Genomic DNA, 18181 nt, shown 5'->3' on the forward strand with positions numbered 1-18181 from the left:
GGCTAACAAGTAACATAGGCCTCTTTATTTTTATATTTTATTTAGGCTGTGGGAGTTGCGGCACAGATGGCTGAGTTAGAGCAAGTATTAGCAGAGATCAAACGTGGTACAGATGAGATTCTTCTGGAAGCAGATCTGATTGAAAAACTTAAAGAAGGGCGTCCACTGCGCGTAAAGTTAGGCGCTGACCCTACCGCACCAGATATTCACCTAGGTCACACTGTTATTCTTAACAAGCTACGTGCCTTCCAGGAGCTTGGACACGAAGTGATCTTCTTGATTGGTGACTTCACTGGAATGGTGGGTGACCCAAGTGGTAAAAATAGCACCCGTCCGCCACTGACACGTGAGCAAGTCATCGCTAACGCGGAAACCTACAAAGAGCAGGTTTACAAAATCCTTGACCCACAAAAGACTCGCATTGAGTTCAACTCAAGCTGGTTAGAAGAGTTAGGTGCTGCGGGTATGATCCGTTTAGCGTCTAAGCAAACCGTTGCGCGTATGATGGAACGTGATGACTTTAAAAAGCGTTACGGCTCTGGCCAAGCAATTGCTATCCATGAATTTATGTACCCACTGCTGCAAGGTTATGACTCAGTTGCTTTAGAAGCTGATATCGAGCTTGGTGGTACTGACCAGAAGTTCAACCTACTAATGGGTCGTGAGCTACAAAAGGCTGAAGGTCAAAAACCACAAACGGTTATCATGATGCCGCTACTAGAAGGTCTTGATGGCGTTAAGAAGATGTCTAAGTCAGCACACAACTACATTGGTGTGAGCGAGCCAGCTAATGACATGTTCGGTAAGATTATGTCGATTTCTGACGACCTAATGTGGCGCTACTTTGAGCTGTTATCTTTCCGTCCATTGGAAGAAGTTGCTCAGTTTAAACAAGATGTGGCGAACGGCACTAACCCGCGTGACATTAAGATTGCACTAGCTAAAGAGATCATCGCTCGCTTCCATGACGATGAACAAGCTGAAGCGGCTCACCAAACCTTTATCAATCGTTTCCAAAAAGGTGCGATGCCAGATGACATTGAAGAAGTGACCTTAACTGCACCAGAAGATGGGTTAGCGATTGCTAACTTACTTAAAGATGCAGGTCTAGTTAACTCAACGTCTGACGGCATGCGTATGATCAAGCAAGGTGCAGTGAAGATGGATGGCGAGAAAGTCGCTGATACACGCCAACGCTTTGAAGCAGGTATCACCGCGGTATTCCAGGTTGGTAAACGTAAGTTTGCCAAAGTAACTGTTGGTTAAGCCCATTCGCTATTAGAGCTAGTTAGTTGATAGAAATAGAAAGCCAGTCGCAAGACTGGCTTTTTTGTTTTCACTTATAAGTCCCAAACCACCCACTTCAGTAGGTGGCCACAATCAATTAGGCTTTGCCTGTATTTTTGTTTACATGACATGATTAGCTTGAGGTTGAGTTAGCTATGCAATGATATTAAAAGCACGCGGCAAGCACCTCCCTGTGGGCTCAACGAAAACATCCATGTTTTCAATGGCTTTAAATATCATTACTTATAGCTACCATTGAGACTACAAAATGACTGAAAGTCCCCTTTTAGGGAGGAAACACAAAGTTACCTTCTTTAGAAGGAGGTAATTTACAATTTGACTATGGTGGATTCGGTTACAATTACTGTGATGCCAATTGATCTGACATGGTTTGATAGTCCATCAAATCAATATGTTCGGTAACGCGCTTTTTATCCATATCAAACTTTAAAGTGGTAATGCCGGGTACGGCGATATCAATCACTTTACCAGGTTTGCCGTATTGTTCACCTGGGCCGCGAAGACGGTAACTGCCAATTAGCACGACTAGCGAGCCATGATTAAACATGTGGTCGAGGTCGAAGCGATATTCCAGCACACCACTGTGGGCGCGGGTGAAAAACTCGATAATGTTACGGCTACCAGTGTATTTCACATTAGCCGTTTTATCGAAAAAGGTACTATCGCGCGAGTAGAACTTGCGTAGCTCTTTATAGTTGTGGTGGGTGAGCGCTTGAATGTATTGCAGGGCGTATTGTTGCTCCATAGGCATTTCGCCAAAACCATTGGCTTTAGTTGGAAGTGACAACAAACACAGCAGCAAAACAATTACACGCACAATACTATCTCTTATATCTTTCGGTTATTTTTTGGTTTTTAGATCAAAAGCTGGCAATGATAGATGCCAATGAATGGCGCTAAGACGAATAATCAAGGTACTTAACATGGCTAACGATAATGCCGTCATGTTGCCCATCCCAGCTTGTAAACTTATGGTGTAGCTAATGCCACCAACAATTGATGCCGTTGCGTAAACTTCGGTGCGAAGCACCATAGGCACCTGCCTGCACAACACGTCACGAATAATGCCACCACCGACGCCAGTGATCAATCCTACCACTACGGCTGCCATACCGGATAATTCAAGCGATAGTGCCTTTTCAGCGCCAATCACAGTAAATAGGGCTAATCCAAAGGCATCTGCAATGGGCAAAGATTTGTTAGAAAGTTTGTACGGCTTGCGAATAAAGATAAGACAGGCCACCACAGTGGCTAAAATAACTGCAATATAATTAGGATCGGTAATCCAAAATACGGGCGTGGCACCAATAATGGCATCGCGAATTGTGCCGCCACCCACAGCGGTAACCGCCGCGAGCACGATAACCCCAAATGGGTCCATGCGATGCTTACCTGCTGCTAATGCACCTGATAGGGCAAACACGGCTGTACCACATAGGTCAAAAAAGTAAATCCAGTTCATGAATCACTCATTTCTTTTAAGTGAATGTTTAATGCGTCTACTGAAATGCGAATTTCAATCACAGATAAAATCAGTGAATACAGCAACAATAGTAGACTAAGGCCAAATACCAGTGAACCGACTTTATTAAAGCCGATGTAAATTAAGATCATACACAGCACGCATAGGGCAAAGCTGCTGACGCCAGTTTCTTGCATGCGTCTGATGATGGTAATGCGCTGCTTAAGGTTTTTAATTTGGTTTTGGTGCACTGGCTCGTTTGTCTGACTCAAGCTACGAATAAGCGCTGCCAATGAAAAAAAGCGGTTAGTGTAGGCCAGCAGCAGGAGTGAAATAGCTGGAAACAATAGTGCTGGTGTAGTGAGTGACACCTGAATATGTTCAAACAAGGCGATACCTTTTCGGTCGTAATTGTGATGCTAGGGATAGGCGCGATAATAACGCCTTTACAGGGGGAATTACATGCCCCTGATCCACTTTAGCGCAAACCAGATAATCGGCAACGCGAGGGTAAGTGCCAGCCAGAAGTAAAAAGCTGGGCTCACTAGCTTAGTCGCTGCGCCTATTGTATCTCTGCTCGGCATAGCTCCGGCGATGATTTTATCGCGCGCGACACGGGTGACTTCACCTTTTGTGGTCGACTCGAACTGCTGCGGCCCGCCAAGCTCAATCCCAAGCAATTGTGCGCCCAAATGATGACACGCATAGTCATTATTTGGCTGACGATTTGCCAGCTCAGCATTAAATGAAGGCATTGGCGAGCGACCTAGTGGCAGGGATAGGGTGGCTAGCCACAATAGTTTAGGAATGAAGTAAATCACCCGATTTAACGCAAATACCAATGACGAAAACACTTGATATTGCGGATGATAGCTTGGCCAGCTTAGCTCTAGCTGACGTAGCAGTTTGGCAGCAATGACCAGCGGCAGCCCGCCAATAAGGAATAGTAATATAACACTAATAAAGCCATACAGTGGCGCAGTAAGTTGCAGCTCAATGATGGCTTTGGCGATGCCCACTTCAGAGAGTGAATCGGTTTTAAACCCAACATGCTTGGCAAGTAATTCACGTGCTTTGGCTTTGTCACCATTTGCAAGCAACTTTTGTATTTGCGCGGCAACACTTGAAAAGCTTAGCTCAGGCAAGCAAAGGTATAAGATGAAGAACTCAAAGAACCAAGGGTAAGCGGCAAGTGAGGTAATAAAATAGCTGGCGACAATGATTGGCAGCGTTAAACAAAGGGTTGCCATTATGCCTGCTACTTGCCGCTGACTATTGGCTCGCCCTGGTTTATTGACCTTTGTCGCCATACCGTGAGCCAGCCGCCTAAATGCCATAAGTGGGTTTAATGCATTGATGATAGGCACATAACGGGCGAGCAAGATTGCCGACAGTAGTACCGCGCAACTTTGCAGTAAGCTGCCCTCGGCTGATGTGAGCTGTTGCCATATAGGCTCTAAGCTATTCATTTAGGCTGGTTCAATCCTTGAGGCTCTAGGTTGGATATGCTTGTTTTGCCGCTGCTACAAGGTTAGCGATCAGGTTCGAAAACCTTTACCTTTTAAAGATGCGCTAACCTAGCGTAGCAGATGCTATATCTGGTGGAGAAGCTATAGCTGTTGCAGCAGTGCAATTACCATTAGTGCGCTGTGATGACCTGCTTTAACAATGTAAGTGTCAAAGTCGACTGATGAGTCATCGTTAGCATTGTCTGAAATTGAGCGAATCACAACGAAAGGCGTGCCGAACTGATGACAAACCTGTGCAATAGCTGCCGCTTCCATTTCACATGCCGCCATGGTTGGAAAGTTATCAACCATTACTTTGGTGCGCTCTGGATCGCAAATAAAGCTATCACCAGTACAAATTAGCCCTTCAATGGCTTTTACTTCACCTAGCTCAGCAACGGCTTTTTGCGCAGCTTGTACAAGCTCAGCATTTGGAATGAAAGCTGCTGGTTGCGCTGCCATTTGACCAATTTCATAGCCAAAGCCGGTGACATCTACATCGTGGTAACGAACTTCTGATGAGATAACAATATCGCCAATGGCAAGTTCTTTAGCGAAGCCGCCTGCAGAGCCGGTATTGATCACTTGAGTAGCGCCAAATTTTTCAATCACTAGGGTAGTGGCGATACTCGCAGCTACTTTACCAATACCAGAGCGAGTGACCACCACGTCTTTACCAGCAATTTTACCGCTTACAAACTCGATGCCTGCAATTGTAGTGTGCACAGGTTCGACAATAGCCTGAGTTAAGTGAACCACTTCTGGTTCCATGGCGCCGATAATCGCGATAGTCATAATCAACCTTAAAAAATAACTGAAATTAAAGGCGACAATATAACATGGCCGCCAAGATTAATGAAAATCGTTGGCGGCCAGAGGTGAGCTTTATCTCACAGGTTTAGGTTGGTGAGTTAATCACTGAGTCATTGCTAATTACTGCTTATAAACCACGCCATCTTTCATCACAAAGCGTACTTGTTCCATCACACTGATGTTTTTCAGTGGGTCGCTATCTACTGCAATAATATCGGCTAGAAAGCCGGGCTTAATTTGCCCTAATTTGTCTTGTTTTAGCAGCGCTGCACTATTGATGGTGGCGGCTTGCAAGGCCTGAGCGGGCGTCATACCAAACTTCACCATACGCGAGAATTGCTTACCATTGTCGCCGTGTGGGTAAATCGCCGCATCTGAGCCAAATACCATTTTTGCACCCGCTTTAACTGCGCGGCGAAAGCTATCACGCTGGGCTTTTGATACCAGCTTTTCTTTGTTGATGTTTTCTTCCGGGACACCATTAGCTTCACCAAAGGCGAGGGTGTATTCGGTGTTGTAGATATCGCAAGATAAGTAGGTACCGGCTTTAACCGCCATATCAATGGCTTCTTGGTCCATAAAGCTGCAATGCTCAATACTGTCGATGCCAGCTTTAATAGAAGCCTTGATGCCGCTAGTGCCATGGGCGTGAGCAGCAATCACCATGCCTTGCATGTGAGCTTCATCTACCGCAGCTTTAATTTCTTCATCACTAAGTTGTTGGATGCCGACTTTAGTACCCTTGGAAAATACCCCGCCAGTGGCGCAAATTTTAATGGCGTTAGCGCCATATTTAATGTTTTCGCGCACTTTCGCGCGCACTGCCCATGGGCCATCTGCCACACCTTGGGCGCGAATTTGCTTTTCAGGGGCTGAGAAGTTGTCGTCGCAATGGCCGCCGGTGACACTAATGGAGTGACCCACAGCCCATATACGCGGGCCAACAATGTCGCCGTCGTTAATGCCATCTCGGGTGGCGATAACCGCATAACCCGATGAGCCAAGATCGCGCACCGTGGTAAAACCTGCCATTAAGCTTTTACGGGCATTTTTAACCGCCTTAATGGTCTTGCGCGGTATCGATTGGTTTTTTGCCGCGAGGAAGTTGTCATCTGCATTACTCGAAAGGTGAACATGCATATCCATCACACCTGGTACTAGTGTTTTACCTTTAAGGTCGATGACATTGTATAGGTTGTGGTTACTGAGCTTATCGTACTGGGTGACTTGAGTGATTTGATTACCGCTGATCACAATCGCTGCATCTTCAATGGTTTTGCCCTTGGCGACATCGACATAAGCATCAGCAATAATCAGGGTGTCTGATGCATTTGCTAGCGGCGATAGCAGTGCCGCCCCCAGAGTTAGCAGTAGTGTTTTTTTTATTTTGTTGTTATTAACTTTTGCAATAAGGCACATCTAGGAACATCCTGTATAAATTGTGAATCTAGATTCATCATAAGCGATAGTGCTGATTAAAATCTAGCCTTTGTAATGCGCGGATTTAAGGCCAGCTAGATATATGTTAAAGGGCTGACAATAAAAAGTGCGCAGCTGATAAAAGCCGCGCACTTTTTAGTTTAACCGTTTTAGCTATTTGAGCCGTTTTAGCTCTGTAGCTAGGTTAGGTGATTAATCTTCAAGATAATTAAGGATGCCTAGTGCAGCATCGCGACCTTCGGCGATGGCTGTAACTACTAGGTCAGAGCCTCGCACCATATCACCACCGGCAAACACTTTAGGATTGGTGGTTTGAAATGGATTGTCATCAAGCTTAGTTGCTTTAACTAGACCCCAATCATTGGTCTCAATACCAAAGTCTTTAAACCAGTCAGCAGGACTTGCCTGGAAGCCAAAGGCAATGATGATGGCGTCAGCTTCTAGCACTTGCTCGCTATCAGAAATCACTTCAGCACGTTGACGACCAGACTCATCAGCTTCACCCATTTGGGTTTCAACGCATTCAATGCCAGTTACCTTGCCATTTTGAGTTTTGATAGCCGTTGGTTGGCGATTGAATAAGAAGTTAACGCCTTCTTCTTTGGCGTTTTGTACTTCACGCACCGAGCCTGGCATATTGGCTTCGTCGCGGCGATATGCACAAGTTACGCTCGCCGCGCCCTGACGCACAGCTGTGCGCACACAATCCATAGCGGTATCACCACCACCGAGTACCACAACTTTTTGCCCTTCAAGGCTTAAGTAAGGCGTGTCAGCTGACTCTGTACCCATTAGCTGGTGGGTGTTACCAATAAGATAGGGCAGCGCTTGAATCACGCCTTCTGCATCTTCATTTGGCAGGCGGGCTTTCATTGCGCTGTAAGTACCCATACCTAGGAACACGGCATCATACTCATCCAGTAAGCTCTGGAAGCTAATATCCTTGCCAATCGTCACGCCAAGTTTGAACTCAATGCCCATGCCTTCCATCACTGCGCGGCGTGTCGCCATCACAGATTTGTCTAGCTTGAACGCCGGAATGCCGTAGGTAAGCAGGCCGCCAATTTGTGGGTACTTATCAAACACCACGGCTTGTACGCCATTGCGAGCGAGAATATCTGCACAGCCAAGGCCCGCAGGCCCCGCGCCAACAATAGCAACACGCTCTTTACGCGGCGTGACATGCGTCATATCAGGACGCCAGCCTTGAGCAATAGCGGTGTCGGTAATGTATTTCTCTACATTACCAATGGTAACGGCACCAAAGTCATCATTTAGGGTACATGCGCCTTCACAAAGTCTGTCTTGCGGGCACACGCGGCCACAAATTTCTGGCAAGGTATTGGTTTCATGAACTAGATCAGCCGCTTCCATAATCCGCCCTTGCTTAGCCAGCTTAAGCCAGTTCGGAATATAGTTGTGTAGTGGGCACTTCCACTCACAATACGGGTTACCACAATCAAGGCAGCGGTCTGCTTGCTCATCAACCTGGCCTTGTGTGAATGGTTGATAGATCTCGATAAACTCTATCGCACGTTTCTCGGCAGCATGTTTGGTTGGGTCTACGCGGCCGACTTCGATAAATTGAAAATCATTACTCATCTTGGTTTACCCCGCCTTTACCGCTAACTCTGGACTTTTCTGCTCGATTTTTAATAAATCGCCCACTGCAATGTTCTTAGGTTTAACCAGAACAAAGCAGTCAATCCAGTTGTCAAAGTCGCTTAAAATCATATTGGCGTGTTCGCTGCCAGTTTCTTGCACATGGGCTTGGATCAGCTCTTTTAAGTGTGCCTGCTGAATGCTTGATTCAATCTTATGGGTGTCGACCATTTCGGTATTCACCCGGCGGTGGAAGCGGCGATGTTGGTCAAACACGTAAGCAAAGCCACCTGTCATACCCGCACCAAAGTTAACCCCGGTTTTACCAAGCACAACCACGATGCCACCAGTCATGTATTCACAACCGTTGTCACCTAGGCCTTCGACTACCGCAATAGCGCCTGAGTTACGCACTGCAAAACGCTCACCGGCTTTACCTGCAGCGTATACGCGGCCGCCAGTGGCACCGTAAAGGCAGGTGTTACCCATAATCGCGCTGCGCTCTGACTGGAACGGGCTGCCCACAGGTGGGTGAATGACAATCTTGCCGCCACTCATACCTTTGCCCACATAATCGTTGGCATCGCCGCATAGTTTTAACTCAAGGCCTGGGCTATTCCACACGCCAAAGCTTTGGCCTGCACTGCCGTTAAAGCCTAGTGAGATGGTCTCTTTGGCGCCGTTTACGCCAACTTTGGTGGCGATAAAGCCAGAAAGACTCGCGCCCACTGAGCGGTCGGTATTGTTAATTGCATACTGATTTGCGTAAGGCTCACCATTCAATACAGCGGCTTCACAATCGGTCACTAAGGTTTGGTTTAATGCGCCAGGATCAGACGGTGGGTTAGTCTCTTTCCAGGTAATATCAGTGCCTTGTGGTACTTGTGGCTGATACAGGATTGGCGCTAGGTCTAAACCTTGTTGTTTTTCGGTTTGACCATCTAAAGCTTGCAGCCAATCGCTGCGGCCAACCAGTTTATCAAACTCGCTTACGCCTAGTTTCGCCATCCACTGACGCACTTCTTTGGCAACGAATTCAAAGTAGGTAACCACTTTGTCAGGTAAGCCGTGGTAGTGATTGTCGCGAAGAATTTGATCTTGCGTTGCCACACCAGTCGCACAGTTATTCAAGTGACAAATACGCAGGTATTTACAACCTAATGCGATCATAGGCACAGTACCAAAACCAAAGCTTTCTGCGCCAAGTAGCGCGGCTTTAATGACGTCTGTACCTGTCTTTAGCCCACCATCAACTTGCAAACGAATTTTATGGCGCAGGCCGTTTTCAACTAACGCTTGATGCACTTCGGCAAGGCCAAGCTCCCATGGTGAGCCGGCATACTTAACTGAGGTGATTGGGCTTGCGCCTGTACCGCCATCATAGCCAGAGACTGTGATCATATCGGCATAGGCTTTTGCCACACCTGTAGCAATGGTGCCAATGCCTGGCTCAGATACCAGTTTGACCGATACCAGCGCTGTTGGGTTAATTTGTTTTAAATCGAAAATTAGCTGAGCTAAATCTTCAATCGAGTAAATATCATGGTGCGGCGGCGGTGAAATCAAGGTCACGCCCGGGCGAGAGTGACGTAGACCGGCAATTTCAACACTCACCTTGTGACCTGGTAGCTGACCGCCTTCACCCGGTTTTGCGCCTTGGGCAACTTTAATTTGTAGCACTTCAGCGTTAACCAGATAATGCGCCGTCACACCAAAGCGGCCTGATGCGATTTGCTTAATCGCAGAATTTCGCTCTGAGTTGAAGCGGCTTGGATCTTCACCGCCTTCACCCGAATTTGAGCGCCCGCCTAAACGATTCATGGCTACTGCTAAAGCTTCATGGGCTTCTGGGCTAAGTGCACCAATACTCATGGCGGCGCTGTCAAAGCGGCCATATAAGTTGCTAGCATCTTCTACCTGAGCTTCATCAATGCTGCTTTGATTGCCGTTAATACCGATAAGGTCGCGTAAGGTGGCAACTGGGCGGTCATCAACTAACTCGGCAAACTTTTGATATTTAGCAAAGTCGCGAGTATTGAGTGAAGCTTGCAGTGTATTAACGACGTCTGGGTTGAAACAGTGGTATTCACCGCCTTCAACGTATTTCAGTAAACCACCTTGAGGCAGGGGTACATGCTTGCGATAGGCGCTCTTGTGTAGCACTTTTTGGTCGCTAGCAATGTGCTCAAAGCTCACGCCTTCAATACGACTCACAACACCTTTAAAACATAGCTCAACCACCTCTTTTGACAGACCCACGGCTTCAAATTGCTGCGAGCAGCGGTAAGAGCCAACGGTACTAATGCCCATTTTCGACATGATTTTGCGTAGGCCTTTTTCAGTGCCTGAGCGGAAGTTAAGCATTAGTGCTGCTGTGTCATCTACCTGGTTAAGCTTAGCCATTGCCGAGATTGACTCGTAGACCAGATATGGGTAAATCGCAGTTGCGCCAAAGCCAAGCAGCACGGCAAAGTGATGCGGGTCGCGTGCTGATGCGGTTTCAACAATGATGTTGGTGTCACAGCGCAGACTTTTATCAACTAGGCGAGTTTGTACCGCGCCCACTGCCATCGCCGCAGGAATAACCTGTACATTTTTACCGACGGCGCGATCAGATAGCACCAACAAGGTTGTGCCACTGCGAGCTAAGCGCTCAGACTCGTCAGTAATACGCTCGATAGCTTGCTCCAAGCTTTCGCTGGCATCGTAATTTAAGTCGACCGTATTGGCGCGGTAGTAATTACTATCTAGCCCCAACAATTGATTAAAGTCGCTAAACAGTAAAATAGGTGAGTCAAACATCACCCTGTAGGCGTTACCTGTGGTTTCGCAGAACAGGTTTTGCTCACGGCCGACACAGGTTGCCAGACTCATTACGTGCTTTTCACGTAACGGGTCAATCGGAGGGTTAGTCACCTGAGCGAACTTTTGACGGAAGTAGTCATAAAGCGAGCGTGACTTTTTCGACAGCACTGCCATCGGCGTGTCATCACCCATAGAGCCAGTGGCTTCTTCGCCTTTGTTTGCCAATACCCAAATGACTTGTTCAAGTTCTTCGCGGCTATAACCAAATTGTTTTTGGTATTGCAGTAGGGTGTCTTTGTCAAACACGCTCGCACCCAGCTTTGCTTGATCAACTTTGTCAGCAGGAATGAGGGTTTGGCTATTCTTCGCCATCCACTCTTTGTATGGATGACGGCGTTTTAAGTCATTATCGATTTCAAATGATTGATAAAGCTTGCCATTAAGGGTATCGAGAACCAATAGCTCACCAGGGCCAACTCGGCCTTTCTCAACAACTTCATCTGCCGCGTAGTCCCAAATCCCCACTTCTGAGGCTAGGGTGATAATTCTGTCTTTGGTGATCACATAGCGAGACGGACGCAAACCATTACGGTCAACCGCACAAGCAGCATGACGGCCATTGGTCATTACAATACCCGCAGGGCCATCCCAAGGCTCCATGTGCATAGAGTTGAAGTCGTAAAACGCTTTTAGCTCGTCATCCATTTCTGGATTTGACTGCCACGCTGGTGGAATAAGCAAACGCATGGCGCGGTATAGATCCATACCGCCCGATAGCAGCATTTCTAGCATGTTATCGAGCGACGATGAGTCTGAGCCGGTTTCGTTCACAAACGGCGCTGCTTGCTGTAAATCAGGTAGTAGCGGCGAGCTAAACTTATAAGCCCTCGCTCGTGCCCATTGGCGGTTACCGGTAATGGTATTAATTTCACCATTGTGGGCAAGGTATCTAAATGGCTGTGCAAGCGGCCACTTAGGTGAAGTGTTAGTAGAGAAGCGCTGATGGAATAAACAAATCGCACTTTTTAGGCGCAGGTCAGCAAGGTCTTGATAGAAATGCGGTAGGTCCGCAGGCATTAATAGACCTTTGTAAACGATAACCTGACCAGACAGGCTGGCGACATAGCAGTCTTGCTCTGACTGAATTTGTTGTTCAAGGCGACGGCGCGCCATATATAAGCGGCGCTCAAGATCTTTTTCACGCCAGCCAACAGGTGCATTAATTAATACTTGATAGATTTGCGGCAGACTTTCGCGACCAATCTCACCTAGTACCTCTTGGTTAACAGGCACTTTACGCCAGCCTGCAACACCTAAGGTTTCTCGTTGTAGTTCTTTTTCTAGAATAAATTTGGCTTCGTCAGCTTTTTGCTGATCTTGGCTTAAAAACAACATTCCCACCGCAAAGTTACGGCTAAGGTGCCAATCGTTTTCTGCTGCAACAGCTTTGAAAAACTCTCTAGGCATTTGCATTAGCAAACCACAGCCATCACCTGTACGTCCGTCGGCGGCAATACCACCACGGTGTTTCATGCGATCAAGACCATGAATCGCAGTACGTACAATTCGGTGACTGGCTTCACCATCCATTTGTGCAATCAGACCAAACCCACAATTGTCTCTTTCGAAACTGGGATGATATAGGCTCATACAACCCCCCTAAAGCTATATAGATACACGACATCGGGGTTAAAATTAGAATATTCCATATATATGCACCCGAACCATCCAAATTAAACCGAGAATGAATAAAGGTCAAACCAAAAAAACTGCAGTTTATGAAAGTTAATTACTGATTTTTTGAAAATATCGGTCAAGTTTACGTTGACGTAAAGAGTTGGCTTGTTGGTTTATGTTGTTGATATATAGTGTTTTGGTTTGGTTTTTGTCGATTGTGTGACCTAGTTTGAAATTTTCATATGTATTGTTTTTGATATAGAAATATTGAATTTTATTTCAAGTACAGTTTTGTGGGATTAATTGGGTTTATTTGTATAATTATTCACTTTGATTGAGTTTGTAGGACAGTTTTGTTTAAAACATTGACAGTTAATTAGCTAGATTGCCTGCGATATGGGCAAAAAAAGCATGTTTTTTGATTTAGCGCCAAGTTTCCTGTTTAAGTTTTCCCTAAAATTGCGCCTTTTTTAATGAAAGGCAGTAGCAATGGGCTTAGATGATTACGTCAACACGTTTGGGGCAGAGTGCAAACGCCGTTATGGTGGACGCATTAAAAAGCTCACTATTGACGCTGCATTTACTTGCCCCAATCGCGACGGCACTTTAGGTAAAGGTGGCTGCACTTTTTGCAATGTTTCTTCGTTCAACGAGCAACAAGGCAAAGGCCAAAGCATTGAGGTGCAATTGCACCAAGGTAAGCAGAACCTGTTGCCCAGTGCACGTCAGTCAAAATCTAAGTATATTGCTTATTTTCAGGCTTACACCAGCACTTATGATGAGTATGAAGTACTCAAAAATAAGTATGATCAGGCGCTTGCTGATGAGAACGTCGTTGGCTTGCACATAGGTACGCGCCCAGACTGTGTGCCAGATGAAGTGTTAGACCTGTTGGTTGAGTATCAACACCGTGGTATCGATGTGTGGCTGGAACTTGGACTACAAACTGCCAATGAGCAAACGTTGAAGCGCATTAATCGTGGTCATAGTATTGCACAGTATCAAGATACAGTTGAACGAGCTCATCAACGAGGGCTAAAAGTTTGTACTCATTTGATCTTGGGGCTACCCGGTGAATCTGAAGCAGATTATATGAATAGTCTTAACTATGTGCTCAAGGTCGGCGTTGAAGGACTGAAGGTACACCCGCTACATATAGTCGAAGGTAGTACTATGGCCAAACAATGGCGCTATGGTTCACTCGATACTATCTCAAAACAAGATTATGCAACAAACGTTGCTAAACTTATTCGTCATACTCCAAGCGATGTGATTTTTCACCGAGTCACTGCTTATGCTAAAAAGCCAATGTTGTTGGCGCCAGATTGGTGTGCGTTTAGGTGGGAGGGCTTAGTTGCCATTGTCGATCAACTACGCGAATTTGGTGGTCAAGGCAGTGCCTTATTTGAACGTTAAAACTACCAACAAATAGTTATGGTTAAATGTTACTAAATGTGCAAAAGTCGACTAAATCGTATCTTTTTTGAGCGGTGGTAATATTAATCTTGCTAAAATGTTAAAGTTTTGTGCGGGTATTGGCTAATATCTCTGCCTAGCGGTCGCTATTCTTGCATGGGCGCTTTTACTGAGTATGATATTCCTAACTTCAATGTCTTACACTTGTAATTAGAGGTGCCCTTAATGGCCACGACAGAACTAGAGACAGTATTAGATCTCAACACACTTGAGCAATATATCAGCGCAATTGGTGCAGCAACATTACTTAAAAGTGTAGTGTTATTTGAGCAACTTATGCCTGAGTATGTTGGTAGCTTAGTTAAAGCTAGCGAAGCTAGTGACAAAGATACTCTTTGTGCAGAAGCTCACAAGTTCAAAGGTGCCGCTGGTTCAGTTGGTCTTAAGCGTATTCAACAGCTTGCACAAAAGCTGCAGCATGGTGAAGAAGCGAGCTGGGAAACAGAAAACCAAGCTTGGCTAGCTGAGGTTGTAGAGCATGCAGAAGCTGATTTACAACAACTAAAGTTATTCTTAGAAGCTAAGTCATAATCACGATCGAAAGAAAGTTTAGACTGTAAAAAGTTTCTAGCTAAAACGCACAAGCGACTGATTCGTCTTGTGCGTTTTTGTTTTATCGGCTTGTGACTTCCAGTCGATTCACTGCTGTTCATTCCCTCTCTCGAGTAGCTTAAGTCCCCTATCTAGCTATTGCGTCAATAACCAACACACATATCTAGATTCTACGTGTACTATGCTCTGCGATATTTGTTTATCCCGGTCACAATAACCGCATCTTAACTTGTGAAAACTGCGTTGATAATTCACTATCTTCATTAAATCTTAATTTAGCAATCGGTTTTATGAAAAATCTACCTAGCTTAAAAAACCTATTTTACTTGGTTAACTTGCATCAAGAGCAGAACTTTAACCGCGCGGCTAAGAAGTGTTTTGTTAGTCAATCAACGCTTTCTAGTGGTATTCAAAACCTCGAGGAGCAGCTTGGACATCAGTTAATTGAGCGCGACCATAAGTCATTTATGTTCACTGCAACGGGTGAAGAAGTAGTTGAGCGAGCGCGTAATATTCTGACCAATGTTGATGATCTGGTTGAGCTAGTGAAGAATCAGGGTGAGCCGATGACTGGTGAAATTCGCTTAGGTTGTATCCCGACTATTGCACCATTCTTACTAAGCCGAGTGGTTAAGATGTGTCATCAGGATTACCCTGAGTTGAGCTTGCTACTAAAAGAAGACACCACAGAGCGATTGCTTGATGCGCTAGGTAAGGGTGAGCTCGATTTACTTATTTTGGCTTTGCCTGTGGACACTAGCGGCTTCCACAGTATGAAGGTGGGTATTGATCCTTTCAAAATGGTGATCCACCAAGATTTGTCATTAGACATGGCGCAGCCAATTAATTACCAAGAAATGCCTGATGAAAGTATTTTTCTGCTGCAGGCTGAGCACTGTATAACGGGCCACGCAATAACTGCTTGCCAGCTAGGTAACAGCGCTAAGATTAATCCGTTTGCCGCCACGAGTCTGCATACCTTGGTACAAATGGTGAATAGCAAGTTAGGCACTACTTTTTTACCGCAAATGGCTATCGATGCAGGGATATTGCACGACACTGATTTGAATATCATGTTGCCGCCAGGTGAGTCTCCGTATCGTGATATTGGTTTGGTTTGGCGTCAAACTACCAGTCGCATTAAAACCTTTAGAACCTTAGGTCTAGCGATTAGAGAGAAGTTGTTGCAACAAGCTGAATAAATATAGCAATTGAACACAAGTGGAATAGATACTTAAACGGCGTACATATGAATATGTACGCCGTTTTGTTATGTAGGATATAGGTGTTTGGGACGATTTGTTTGGCGCTAATTACTGGCAGAGCGTTTAGGGGCAACGCCAAAAACTTCAGTGGGGTGTTGTTTGCCCTTTAGGGTAACAAGACCTAAGTTATCCAGAACATACTGGCTGTCAGTCAAGTCTAGACGCTGTTGTAAGCTACCAGAAATAAGCATGCGCTGACCTAGCGGCGTACACTGGTCTTGCAGTCTTGCTAAGGTATTGAGTACATCGCTAAAGAAGCTAATCTCTTGTTTGTGTACACCAACTACGGCTGCTACGACCTGGCCACAATGTGCTGCGGCTTTAAACTTAGGCACAAATCCATATTGCTCTTCAAAGTAACTGCGTTGCCAGTTAAGTTGCTGACAAAACTCATAGTAAATGTTCATGCAGCGATCATTTTTCACGCCTTCTTTTAGCGGCCAATGAATTAGCACTGCATCACCCATATAACGGTAAATTTCAGCTTCGTTGTTAGTTACTGTGTCAGCAAGCATGCTAAAGCTATCTTGAATCAAGCGACTAAAGCGATAGTCACCGAGCTTTTCTGCATGGGCGGTAGAAGATGCCATGTCGATAAATAGAAACAGGCGTTGCTCGTACCTTGGTTGGTGATACTTGCCCATACCAATGTTAAGTAGCACTCGTGGGCCTACTAAAAGCCCCATTTGCTCAATAAAAGCCAGGCCAACACGTACGGCAACTAAATATAGAATGAGTGATTGAAACGCTGGAGTATATAGAATGTGCGCTGTGAGCATTTGCCTTAGCGTCACCATGTGGTTTTCAATAGCCCACATATTGAGGAATTGGGTGACATAAGCCAGCGTCATCGCCCCTAGCAACAGGAATAAACCTTTGAAAATTACCGAGAAGATATAGGGCAGGCGACTAATGGCACTGATGTCGGCAATGACATTCGACATCCAATGCAGGCTACCAAATACAAAGCCCATAAACACAGCAAGGGTGGCAAGATCTGCAGCGCCAATAGCCCATTGCGGCAGTTCAGGTGATTGGGCATAACGGAAAAATACAAACGCAGCCATGGCGACAAACCATGCCAGAATGGCAAAGAGTAATTTTTTTGTTTGTCGACGTGCTCTCACTAGGGGTATTCGGTACTTTTGGCTGAAAAATCAAAGCCAGTAGTTTATAGAAAATCTGCACAGAGTGTTAGTAAATATTGTGACCTAGATCAATTCGGGTCGATAAATTCCAACCTATGTCGATAAAACCGTAGAATTATTTTCTTGTTCTGATTCAGTCTAAGGACTTATGTAAATGCGCGTCGCAAAATCTGTTGAGTGAATGCAATTTTTAAATAGAAGCCACGTGGGTTAGAAAGTTTAATTTCTCCGTTGCGGCCGATGCTTTCAGTTAACACACGGCTATTAGCTGCTTTAGGCCTTAGTTGCAGCACTTCGCCATGTTTAGCAGTGATGGTATCGACCTTACCAAGAGCAATAAGCTCCATTATCTCTTCCCAATCCTGGCGAAGCTGAGCTAATTCAAGCTCGCTAGGCTGCCATAAAACCGGGTTGCCCACACGGCGTTCTCCCACTGGAATATGGCGTTCTCCTTGCACTGGGATCCAAAGTACATGGCGCAGTTTATGATAAACCACACTTTGCTCCCACCTGAGACCGCCAATGTCGGTTAGTGGCGCAACAGTAATATAGGTGGTTTCCATTGGCTTGCCTTGATTATCAATTGGGATGGTTTTTAACTCCACACCAAGATGGGCAAAATCTGGTTCGGGTTTTGAGCCAGCTAGGGCGCCAAGCTCGGTTTCGATGAGTTGTCCAACCCAGCCTTTTTCGCGCTTGAGATTTTCAGGCACTGGAATACCATGTTCGCCTGCAATATCGGCTAGGCGAATACCAGCCATATGGTTGGCACGCGCCATGAGTTCACTAATTGATGTAGGGCTAGAACTTGGCATTGGTGTGACTCTAGTTGACAAATAATGGGAGGTTACCAGTGATAGCTTCCAGTAATTTTTCTTGGTTCGCAAGTGGTGTTACTGAGATTTATCAGTAGCGCTCAAAATATCATCATAGCGAGTCATTGAGGATATTAGTTACTCATGGACATTTATTATCACACTGTTTTATTTAGACTTTTGTCGAAATGGTAGTCTCGCTCGCTATTTGAGTTAGCCGTTAATTAACCTTTTCCCGCCGCTTTCCAACATAGTTATCCACAGAATGTTGGGATAACTCCAATAAAATACACGCTATAAAGGATCATGT

General features: G+C 45.6%; 14 protein-coding genes. 4 read left to right on the forward strand and 10 right to left on the reverse strand.

The features are described from left to right. The first annotated feature begins 66 nt into the window (after positions 1-66). Positions 67-1266, forward strand: coding sequence for a tyrosine--tRNA ligase (gene tyrS, locus G3R49_RS10150; RefSeq protein WP_167869580.1), 1200 nt, complete (start codon positions 67-69; stop codon positions 1264-1266). 382 nt (positions 1267-1648) lie between these two features. Here the strand turns inward: tyrS and G3R49_RS10155 are convergent, their stop codons facing one another. The 8 genes from G3R49_RS10155 to gltB all read right to left on the reverse strand — a co-directional run bounded on the left by G3R49_RS10155 (position 1649) and on the right by gltB (position 12588). Then, positions 1649-2125, reverse strand: coding sequence for a nuclear transport factor 2 family protein (locus G3R49_RS10155; protein WP_130601447.1), 477 nt, complete (start codon positions 2123-2125; stop codon positions 1649-1651). A gap of 24 nt (positions 2126-2149) precedes the next feature. Then, positions 2150-2770 (reverse strand): trimeric intracellular cation channel family protein, encoded by a 621-nt coding sequence (locus G3R49_RS10160; RefSeq protein WP_167869581.1) that lies wholly within the window; start codon positions 2768-2770, stop codon positions 2150-2152. Further along, complete coding sequence (locus G3R49_RS10165; protein ID WP_130603536.1) at positions 2767-3147, reverse strand: DUF2721 domain-containing protein; 381 nt, start codon at positions 3145-3147, stop codon at positions 2767-2769. Before G3R49_RS10165 ends, G3R49_RS10160 begins: the two co-directional genes overlap by 4 nt. Positions 3148-3228: 81 nt before the next feature. Next, the gene (locus G3R49_RS10170; protein ID WP_167869582.1) at positions 3229-4239 is read right to left on the reverse strand and encodes a cobalamin biosynthesis protein; all 1011 of its coding nucleotides are present in this window, start codon (positions 4237-4239) and stop codon (positions 3229-3231) included. A 141-nt stretch (positions 4240-4380) separates the two neighbouring features. After that, on the reverse strand, positions 4381-5073 hold the full coding sequence (locus G3R49_RS10175) for a 5'-methylthioadenosine/adenosylhomocysteine nucleosidase (protein WP_167869583.1): 693 nt from the start codon (positions 5071-5073) through the stop codon (positions 4381-4383). Positions 5074-5211: 138 nt separating this feature from the next. Then, the gene (locus G3R49_RS10180) at positions 5212-6510 is read right to left on the reverse strand and encodes an amidohydrolase family protein (protein ID WP_167869584.1); all 1299 of its coding nucleotides are present in this window, start codon (positions 6508-6510) and stop codon (positions 5212-5214) included. Positions 6511-6723: 213 nt separating this feature from the next. Further along, positions 6724-8133 (reverse strand): FAD-dependent oxidoreductase, encoded by a 1410-nt coding sequence (locus tag G3R49_RS10185; protein WP_130601457.1) that lies wholly within the window; start codon positions 8131-8133, stop codon positions 6724-6726. A gap of 6 nt (positions 8134-8139) precedes the next feature. Then, positions 8140-12588, reverse strand: a complete 4449-nt coding sequence (gltB, locus tag G3R49_RS10190) for a glutamate synthase large subunit (protein ID WP_167869585.1) — start codon at positions 12586-12588, stop codon at positions 8140-8142. 516 nt (positions 12589-13104) lie between these two features. Between gltB and G3R49_RS10195 the strand changes: the two genes are divergently transcribed. The 3 genes from G3R49_RS10195 to oxyR all read left to right on the forward strand — a co-directional run bounded on the left by G3R49_RS10195 (position 13105) and on the right by oxyR (position 15845). Then, entirely contained in the window at positions 13105-14031 is a 927-nt protein-coding gene (locus G3R49_RS10195; protein WP_167869586.1) for a TIGR01212 family radical SAM protein, read from the forward strand. Positions 14032-14256: 225 nt separating this feature from the next. Then, positions 14257-14622, forward strand: a complete 366-nt coding sequence (locus G3R49_RS10200) for an Hpt domain-containing protein (RefSeq protein ID WP_130601463.1) — start codon at positions 14257-14259, stop codon at positions 14620-14622. Between the two features lie 311 nt (positions 14623-14933). Next, entirely contained in the window at positions 14934-15845 is a 912-nt protein-coding gene (oxyR, locus tag G3R49_RS10205; protein WP_130601465.1) for a hydrogen peroxide-inducible genes transcriptional activator OxyR, read from the forward strand. Positions 15846-15952: 107 nt separating this feature from the next. On the opposite strand, the gene G3R49_RS10210 is transcribed toward oxyR, so the two are convergent. Both G3R49_RS10210 and mutH read right to left on the reverse strand, forming a co-directional pair. Next, entirely contained in the window at positions 15953-17035 is a 1083-nt protein-coding gene (locus G3R49_RS10210; RefSeq protein ID WP_130601467.1) for an adenylate/guanylate cyclase domain-containing protein, read from the reverse strand. Between the two features lie 167 nt (positions 17036-17202). Continuing rightward, a complete protein-coding gene (mutH, locus tag G3R49_RS10215; RefSeq protein WP_130601469.1) occupies positions 17203-17871 on the reverse strand; it encodes a DNA mismatch repair endonuclease MutH in 669 nt (222 codons plus the stop codon). Positions 17872-18181: the final 310 nt, after the last annotated feature.

It is taken from the genome of Shewanella sp. WXL01 (assembly GCF_012263345.1).
Lineage (GTDB): Bacteria > Pseudomonadota > Gammaproteobacteria > Enterobacterales > Shewanellaceae > Shewanella > Shewanella maritima.